The sequence below is a fragment of the Pedobacter segetis genome (genome assembly GCF_016623585.1).
In the GTDB taxonomy this organism is placed as follows: domain Bacteria; phylum Bacteroidota; class Bacteroidia; order Sphingobacteriales; family Sphingobacteriaceae; genus Pseudopedobacter; species Pseudopedobacter segetis.
In genome coordinates this window covers 94,063-103,021 of sequence record NZ_JAEHFY010000018.1, presented here as the reverse complement: position 1 = coordinate 103,021, position 8,959 = coordinate 94,063, and the positions used below count along the sequence as shown (strand labels likewise).

Below are 8,959 nucleotides of genomic sequence, written 5' to 3'. Positions count from 1 at the left end.
TTTCTTCCTTGAATTGTTGGAGGCCGACATCGTTGATGGTTGCGCCACTTTTTGATATGATTACAATTGGCGCTTTTTCTAACGTATTTTTGCTGCTGACATCGATGTCCTTTTTGCAGGAGTTGAAAAGAATGGTTAATAGTGCCGTACACAGGGGAATCAAAAGGGATTGGGTAAATCTTTTTTTCATATTTTTGGACTTAAAATTAAAAGTATCTGTAAAATATTTAAAACCAAAAAAATCAACCGAAGTTAAAGATTGTTTTTTTTTGTAATTCAAAAGTCGATTCTTATCAAGAACCAAAAAACTTAATTCAAATCGGCCAAAAAACTGGTCGAACTTAAAAGCACCAAACGCGATTTTCTGTTGTAAGACCGTTCGAATTGCGAATTGCTGTCGTTTTTATTGTTACCGCTAACCTGTAAACTTTGCCCCCTCTGCGGTTAAAATACCTAAATAGGGCTACTTGGGATCTAAAACCCAAAACTTAATTCTTTTAACCTTTGTAGCAACAAAACTTGCTAACTATGGTTAAAATTAAAATCCAGAATAATAACCTTCGTCTTTCAAATCTTCCGCAGATTCTACGATTTTAGCTTTTAAATCGTTTTTAAATTTGATCACGTTTTTAGCGATGTTTTCATCGGCTATAGCCAAAATTTGTGCCGCTAAAATCCCAGCGTTTTTTGCCGCGTTTAAAGCTACCGTGGCTACGGGAATACCGTTTGGCATTTGTAAAATCGAGAGGATAGAATCCCAACCGTCAATAGAATTACTAGATTTTATTGGGACACCAATTACGGGCAAAGAGGTTATAGAAGCCACCATTCCGGGTAAATGAGCTGCACCGCCTGCACCGGCAATAATCACATTAATGCCTCTTTGTGCTGCTTTTTTGGCATATTCGAACATTCTTTCTGGTGTTCTATGGGCAGAAACCACGGTGAGTTCATAATCTACACCTAATTCTTTTAAAACGTTGGCAGCTTCTTCCATCACCCCTAAATCTGAACGGCTACCCATTATAATCCCTACTTTCATATTTAATTTTTTTTAAAACAAAGAACACAGAGCTTTTCACGGTGTTCACTAAAGATTTTATTGCTTTATTCTGCGGTGGCTGTGTTAATTCTTATGCTCTCTTTGGTTAAATTGAATTTATGCTATCACTTTAATGGTTTTTTTTATAAACCTTGCTTTTTCTATGGCCAAATTTCTATTCTCATCCACGATAGTGATATGCCCCATTTTTCTGAACGGTTTGGTATATTTTTTACCATAAAGATGGATGTAAACCCCGTCCTTTTTTAAAATTTCTTCTAAACCTTCATATTCTGCCAAACCCTCATAACCTTTCTCTCCTAAAAGATTTACCATTACCGCATTGGTTATAGAACGTGTATCGCCTAAAGGCAGATTAAAGATTGCCCTTAAATGTTGCTCAAACTGCGAGGTATAATTACCTTCAATAGTTTGATGGCCGCTGTTATGAGGGCGTGGAGCCAATTCATTCACTAAAATTTGATGATCTTTTGTTAAGAACATCTCTACCGCCAAAATACCTATAAAGCTTAAGCTCGATGCTATATTTTTAGCAATATCTTCTGCTCTTTGCTGTATTTCAAAGGGATAAGTAGATGGGGAAATCAGAAATTCCACCAAATTGGCATCAGGGTTGAAATCCATTTCTACCATTGGAAAAGTTTTGATTTCACCATCTTCATTTCTAGCAACGATCACTGCTATTTCTTTTTCAAAATCAATCAGGTTTTCAATTAAACTTGGCTGTTCAAAAGCGTTTTCTAGATCTTTGGTATTGTTTATCTTCTTTACGCCTTTACCGTCATAGCCATCTTTCCTTAGTTTTTGGATAAAGGGAAGATTTATATTGGCATCTATTAATTGCTGTTTGGTATTAAATAATTGAAAAGGGGAGGTTGGGATTTCGTTTTCCTTAAAAAATTGCTTTTGTAGGCCTTTATCTTGGATCAGCCTAATGATCCTTGGTTGTGGATAAACCGTTACGCCTTCTTTTTCTAGATCTTCTAAGGCCTCGATATTCACTTTTTCAATCTCTATGGTTATTAAATCTAGGTTTTTCCCAAAATCATAAACTGTTTGGTAATCACTTAAAGAACCAATTTCAAATTTATCGCAAATGTTTTTGCAAGGCGCATCGGCATCTGGATCTAAAATGTGGATAGAAATATTATAGTTGATGGCTTCTTGGATAAACATGCGGCCTAATTGCCCGCCTCCTAAAATGCCTAATTTTGTTTGTGTTACTTTCATTATCGCTTTAAGTAGATGAATGTTTATATCTACCTCTTAAAATTATTCTGGCAAATATCATGATTATTATTTTAAAGATATAGATGTTTTTAACCACGGAGTTCATAAAGTTCATAGTGACGGGTTTCTAATGGTTTTAATCTTAAAAACCCCATAAATCCTAATTCAAACGGTTTTTAACCACGGAGAACACAAAGTTCAGGGAGTTGGATGGAGATAAAAGGGCCACAAAAATAAGCGAAACCTGCGGGAAATACTTTGTAATTGAAGTACAAATTTAATCCTAATCACAATCAGGGACCGTGAAAGTGTGTGTTTCTACAGTTCCATTGGGTACAAAATAATTGTCGCTTTTACTAAATTGCCACCAAAACCTCCCTCTAGGTTTTTCGTTATTTCCTATTTCATTCATGGTTTCAGAATCGTATAATCGTCCGTTTACCATGGTATATTTAATTTTTTCGCTATTGCGGATATCATCTAAAGGGTTTGCGTTCAAAACGATCAAATCTGCAAGTTTTCCGGGCTTTAAAGAACCAATCTCTTTATCCATGCCCAAATACTCTGCACCGTTAATGGTGGCTGCTTTAATACAATCAATAGGTTTCATGCCGCCTTGGGCAAGCATCCATAATTCCCAATGCGCACCCAAACCCTGTAACTGCCCATGGGCACCCAAATTTATCTTTGTGCCGCCCTTAGCAATATCATTTACCGCCTTAGAAACATCTATATGGCCATAATCGCCATACTCCGAAGTGGTTCTCCTCCTAGATCTTTCATCAATAATCGCCTTTGGCGTAAAACTCAATAAATGTTCATTTTCCCAAACATTAGTTCTATCGTACCAGTAGTTTTCTCCCCATTGCCCACCATAACTCACAATTAGGGTAGGAGTATAGGCGGTTTTGCTGGCATTCCAAAAATTGATAACATCTTTATATACAGGTAAAACGGGAATGTTATGCTCAATGCCGGTATGTCCATCGGCAATCATGCTCATGTTTGTAAAAAAAGTTGATCCACCTTCTGGCATAACTTCCATATTCAATTCTCTGGCGGCCTCAATAATTTGTTGGCGTTGATCGCGGCGGGGCTGGTTATAAGATTTTACAGAAAATGCACCAACGGCCTTCATTCTTCGCACATGAGACCTCGCATCTTCTAAATTATTGATGGTAGCTTTAAAATCGCCATCGGCACCATAAAGAATTGTGCCAGTTGAGTACAACCTTGGGCCAACCATCAAGCCCGCTTTTATCATTTCTGCCTGGCTAAAAACCATTTCTGTATTGCTAGATGGATCATGGGATGTGGTTACGCCAAAAGCCAAGTTGGCGTAATAAGCCCAATCTTGTTGTGGCGAAATACCATCAGGGCTGGTGTGTAAATGGGCATGAACATCAATAATCCCGGGCATGATTGTTTTACCTGTTGCATCAAACACTTTAGCATCATCAGGTATTTTTACGGAATCCGCATTACCAATGCTTAAAATTTTATTCTCATTTATCACAATCGTTCCATTCTCTATCACTTCATTACCATCCATAGTAATTATCCTTGCGTTTTTAAAGGCAATTTTACCGGTTGGTTTGTCGGTATCTAAATAAAGGCCCAGATCTAAACCTGTTTCATCAATTGCGGGCAATTTATCAGGTGCGCCATCTACAAAAGTGAAAGCATCTTCTATTTTTGATGTGAAATATTTTGGGCCTAATGTCCAGTGCAAAGTTTTGCTATCAGCATTCCAATGGATGTAAGTTCCGGCATCTTTGGTAAGTTTTTTTAAGGGTAAAGATTGGTTTTTACTAGAAAGATCAAGGGCGTTTCCGGTAGTTACTAAAGGTGTAAGGTAAACGTTAAAAAGTTCATTAAATGCAATCCACTTATCATCCGGACTAGGAATAAAAGCGTTTGCATATTGGGAAGTATAGAGCGTTTGTACTTTTTCGCCGTTTAAATCACAAGTTTTAAATGCCTTTTTCCCGTTTTCACTAGATTGAAAATAAATACGGTCATCGGTATGGTTAAATGATGGTTTAATACCTTCTTTACTGATGAGTTTAGCAATACCGCCTTGTGCCGAGATGGTATAAATCCCGGGGTTTTTGCCATAGATATAACCTAAAACGTTATTGCCAACACCTTTTCTGTAAACAATTAGGTCTCCTTTATTATTAAACTTTGGAGAATAGTAAAAACCTTTTTCGGTAGTTATGGGGATAATTTTTTTCGATTTCAGATCATATTTCATGATGGTGCCACGCTGTTCATCATTCCAAGTGGTGTAAACAATAGAATTTCCATCAGGGCTATAACTGGGCTCAAATTCCCAATCTTTGCCATCGGTTAAACGTTGAGGTTTCCCGTTTGGTAGATCTTTGGTATATAAATATCCTGCGGCATTAAAAACCACTTTTTTACCATCTGGAGAGGTAGTTAACTGCCGTATCATCTTAACCTCAAAATCTTTACTAAACACTTGCTGTGGAAAATGTAAAGCATCTTGAATTGTTTGCTTCACTTCGGCATCAAAAGGGATAATTTCCGAATAAAGGGTTACTACATCAACTTTTCTGATTTTCCCTTTTGCGTAAAAAACGATGGTTCTGTTATCTGGAAGCCAATTAAAATTGGGGTAAACCCCAAAAATTGCCCAAGTTTCTTGTTGGTCTTTGGATAAATCTGTATAAACCGGGTACTCTTCGCCAGTATTCAAATTTTGAACATAGAGAACAGATTTCAACCTATCTCGTTTTACAAAGGCCATCATCGTACCATCAGGTGAAACCTGCGGACGAGCCGCCCCACCAGAGCCACCGGCCACTTTTTCAATATCCGAATTGTTAAGGTTTAATCTTTTTATAGCATAAATTTCGCCGTTGGGATCTTTATTGTATTGAAAATTAGGGCCCGGGCTTACATCTTCGCTATAATAAACGTATTTGCCATCTGCAGAGACCCAAGGTTCGCCCAGATCTTGTTGGTCGTTTTTTCTTTCGGTTAACCGGATGCCATCTAAACCACCAGCAATATGGTACATCCATAATTCGCCAGCTCCTAAAGAACGATAGCCCGTATAGTGCTTTCTAGCTATGAGGTATTTGCCATCGGGTGTCCAAACGGCGTTATTTAACAACCTAAAATTCTCTTTAGTAATAGGGCGCTGATTATTTCCATTAACATCCATTACCCAAATATTATCCCCACCATCTTTATCGCTGGTATAAGAGATATATTTCCCATATGGTGAAAACCTTGGCTGAACTTCAAAAGCCATCCCTCCAGAAAGCAGCGTGGCCTTACCTCCAGAAATCGGCATCTTATAAATATCTCCTAACAGATCAAACACAATCGTTTTGCCATCTGGGCTAACATCCACATTCATAAAAGTGCCTTCATCTGTATTAAAATTTATGGTTTTAGAAGGCCCAGCAGGTTTCTCTACATCCCATTTTTGTGCATCTTTTTGTTGTGCAAAAGCGATAAACGAAAAAAAAGATAACAAGAGCGTGGCGATTTTACTTTTATTCATAATGGATGATTCTTTAACAAGCCGCAATTTAAGAAAATTTAAAATTTCGGTTTGTGATAAAGTTGATATGTTTGGTTTTCAATTGCCATTAGAAAAATTGTTTTGATCAGGATTTTCTTGATTTTAGGATTAACGAGATTAGCTGCAACCTCGCTCTGCGAACTTTGTGTTCTCTGTGGTTAATTGTCTAAATCAGGATATTTTCTTGATTTAAGGATTAACAAGATTATTTGCCACCTTGCTTTGCGAAATCTTTGCCTTCCGAGGTTAAAAAGAAATATGCTTCTTGTGAAAAACTATGTGTGTTCTGTGGTAAATAATCTGAATTATCCTTTCCATTTACCCATCACAAAATAAAAAACCTATTTTTGCAAATTGAAAAAATTTTGAATAGTAGATGAGCATTGCAGATAAGTATAGCCCTAAAGATTTTGAGGATAAATGGTACCAGTTTTGGATGGAAAACGATTTTTTTAAATCTGTGCCAGATGATCGTGAGCCTTACACCATCGTAATTCCGCCGCCAAATGTAACCGGGGTTTTGCACATGGGCCACATGCTTAACAATACCATCCAAGATGTTTTGGTGCGTAGGGCAAGGATGAAAGGCAAAAATGCTTGTTGGGTGCCGGGTACCGATCATGCTTCTATTGCTACGGAGGCAAAAGTGGTTGCCATGCTAAAAGAAAAAGGCATCGATAAGAAAAATATTAGTAGAGAAGAATTTTTAAGGTATGCTTACGAGTGGAAAGATAAATATGGTGGGATAATATTAGATCAGCTTAAGAAATTAGGTGCCAGTTGCGATTGGGACAGAACTGCTTTTACTATGGATCCCGCAATGTCTGAAGCCGTTATCGATACTTTTATACATCTATATAAAAAAGGTTTGATTTACCGTGGAGTGAGAATGGTAAATTGGGATCCCAAAGGTTTAACTGCCGTTTCTGATGAAGAGGTTATAAGAAAAGAGGTTAACCAGAAGTTGTACTATATAAAATATGAAGTTAAAGGTCAGCAGTCCGCAGTTTTAAGTCCGCACACTACCGACTACCAACTACCGACTACCGCTTCTGACACTCAATACCTGGTTATCGCCACCACCCGCCCAGAGACCATTATGGCCGATGCGGCTATTTGTATCAACCCTAATGATGAAAGATATTTTCATTTACATGGGAAATCTGTTCTTGTTCCTTTGATCAATAGGGAAATCCCGGTTATTTTAGATGAATATGTAACCATGGATTTTGGTACAGGCTGTTTAAAGGTAACGCCAGCCCATGATCTTAATGATTATGAACTCGGCCAAAAGCATCATTTGCCAGTTATCGATATTTTAAACGATAATGGAACGCTAAACGAAAAAGCCCAGATTTTAGTTGGGGAGGAGCGTTTTATTGCGAGGAAGAAAATCGCTAAAATGCTAGAGGAATCTGGCAATTTAGAAAAAGTTGAGGATTATAAATCTCAAATCGGTTTTTCTGAACGTACAGATGCGGCCATAGAACCAAAGCTTTCTATGCAATGGTTTTGCAAAATGGAAGAAATGGCAAAGCCTGCCTTAGATTACGTAATTGATGGAGGAGTAAAACTGATTCCGGATAAATTTATCAATACTTACCGCTATTGGATGGAAAACGTAAAAGATTGGTGCGTTTCCCGTCAGCTTTGGTGGGGGCAACAAATACCTGCTTGGTATGCACCAAACGGAGAAGTGGTGGTTGCAAAAACCACTGAAGAAGCAATTTCGCAATTTAACCTTCAACCTTCCACCTTCCACCTCCAACCTTCTCACATCAAACAAGATGAAGACGTTTTAGATACTTGGTTTTCTTCTTGGCTTTGGCCGATTTCTGTTTTCGACCCATCTGTTATCGCAAACCCAAAAAGTAAAGGAAATGCCGATATACAATATTATTACCCAACCAATGATTTGGTAACCGCACCAGAGATTTTATTCTTTTGGGTAGCAAGGATGATCATGGCAGGGCATGAGTTTAGGGGAGAAGCACCTTTCAAAAATGTTTATCTCACAGGGATCGTAAGGGATAAATTGGGTAGAAAGATGTCTAAATCTTTAGGAAACTCACCAGATCCATTAGAATTGATAGAAAGATTTGGGGCAGATGGCGTAAGGGTGGGGATGCTATTGTGTTCTCCTGCGGGTAACGATATTATGTTTGATGAATCTTCTTGCGAACAAGGAAGAAACTTTGCGAACAAGATTTGGAACGCATTCAAACTGGTAAAGGGATTTAGCATCGCCACGGTTAAATCTGAAGGAGCAGGTTTAACTAACCAAGTTGCCATTGAATGGTTTCAATCTCGTTTTAACGAAGCCTTAGCAGAAATTGAAAATAATTTTAGGCAATATCGTTTATCAGAAGCTTTAATGGCTACTTATAAATTGGTTTGGGACGATTTCTGTGCTTGGTATCTAGAGATGATAAAACCTGCTTATCTGCAACCAATTGATGCTGAAACCTACAAAGCTACGGTTGGCTTTTTTAAAGACATCCTGAAATTGTTACATCCGTTTATGCCATTTTTAACCGAAGAATTATGGCATGATGATGTTTTTGGGGAAAGAGAAAAAACAGATTGCTGCATTGTTGCGCAACTACCAGATGCAACAAAAACCAATGATAAGCTATTAAAAGAGATAGATGCCGTAAAACAAATTGTTTCTGAAATAAGGAACATAAGAAACACCAAACAGATTTCGCCAAAAGAAGCTTTAGAACTTTCTATCAAGGTTAATTCTGAAATTGATTTTAAGGAATACCAACCGATCATCTCAAAATTGGCCAACATTTCTACATTCAACTTTGTGGATGAAAAAATAAATGGTGCAGCTTCGTTTTTGGTCAATAGAGATGAATTTTTTGTTCCCTTAGCAGGAAATATTGATGTTGAGGCAGAAAAGGAAAACATCCAAAAAGAAATTATTTACCTCAAAGGATTTCTAAAATCTGTTGATGCAAAATTAAGCAACCAACGTTTTGTACAAAATGCAAAACCAGAAATTGTTGTTAACGAACAAAACAAAAAAGCCGATGCGGAGGCTAAAATCAAGATCTTAGAAGATAGTTTGGCGGGTTTGGGTTAAAGCTAAAATTTAGGTT

At 37.5% G+C, this 8,959-nt stretch carries 5 protein-coding genes; 1 reads left to right on the top strand and 4 read right to left on the bottom strand.

All coding sequences use genetic code 11. The annotated features are described in order from the left end of the window. From I5M32_RS16750 to I5M32_RS13075, 4 genes are all read right to left on the bottom strand, one after another. Positions 1-190: hypothetical protein (locus tag I5M32_RS16750; RefSeq protein ID WP_234461955.1), on the bottom strand; the 190-nt coding region annotated here is incomplete at its 3' end. Positions 191-538: 348 nt separating this feature from the next. After that, a complete protein-coding gene (purE, locus tag I5M32_RS13085) occupies positions 539-1,042 on the bottom strand; it encodes a 5-(carboxyamino)imidazole ribonucleotide mutase (RefSeq protein WP_200587109.1) in 504 nt (167 codons plus the stop codon). Positions 1,043-1,159: 117 nt separating this feature from the next. Further along, entirely contained in the window at positions 1,160-2,293 is a 1,134-nt protein-coding gene (locus tag I5M32_RS13080; protein WP_200587107.1) for a 5-(carboxyamino)imidazole ribonucleotide synthase, read from the bottom strand. A 283-nt stretch (positions 2,294-2,576) separates the two neighbouring features. Next, positions 2,577-5,831 carry an amidohydrolase family protein gene (locus I5M32_RS13075; protein WP_200587105.1) on the bottom strand — a complete coding sequence of 1,085 codons (3,255 nt, stop codon included), beginning with the start codon at positions 5,829-5,831 and terminating at the stop codon, positions 2,577-2,579. Between the two features lie 397 nt (positions 5,832-6,228). Here I5M32_RS13075 and I5M32_RS13070 point away from each other — a divergent pair, with 397 nt between their 5' ends. Next, a complete protein-coding gene (locus I5M32_RS13070) occupies positions 6,229-8,943 on the top strand; it encodes a valine--tRNA ligase (RefSeq protein WP_200587102.1) in 2,715 nt (904 codons plus the stop codon). Positions 8,944-8,959 lie beyond the last annotated feature (16 nt).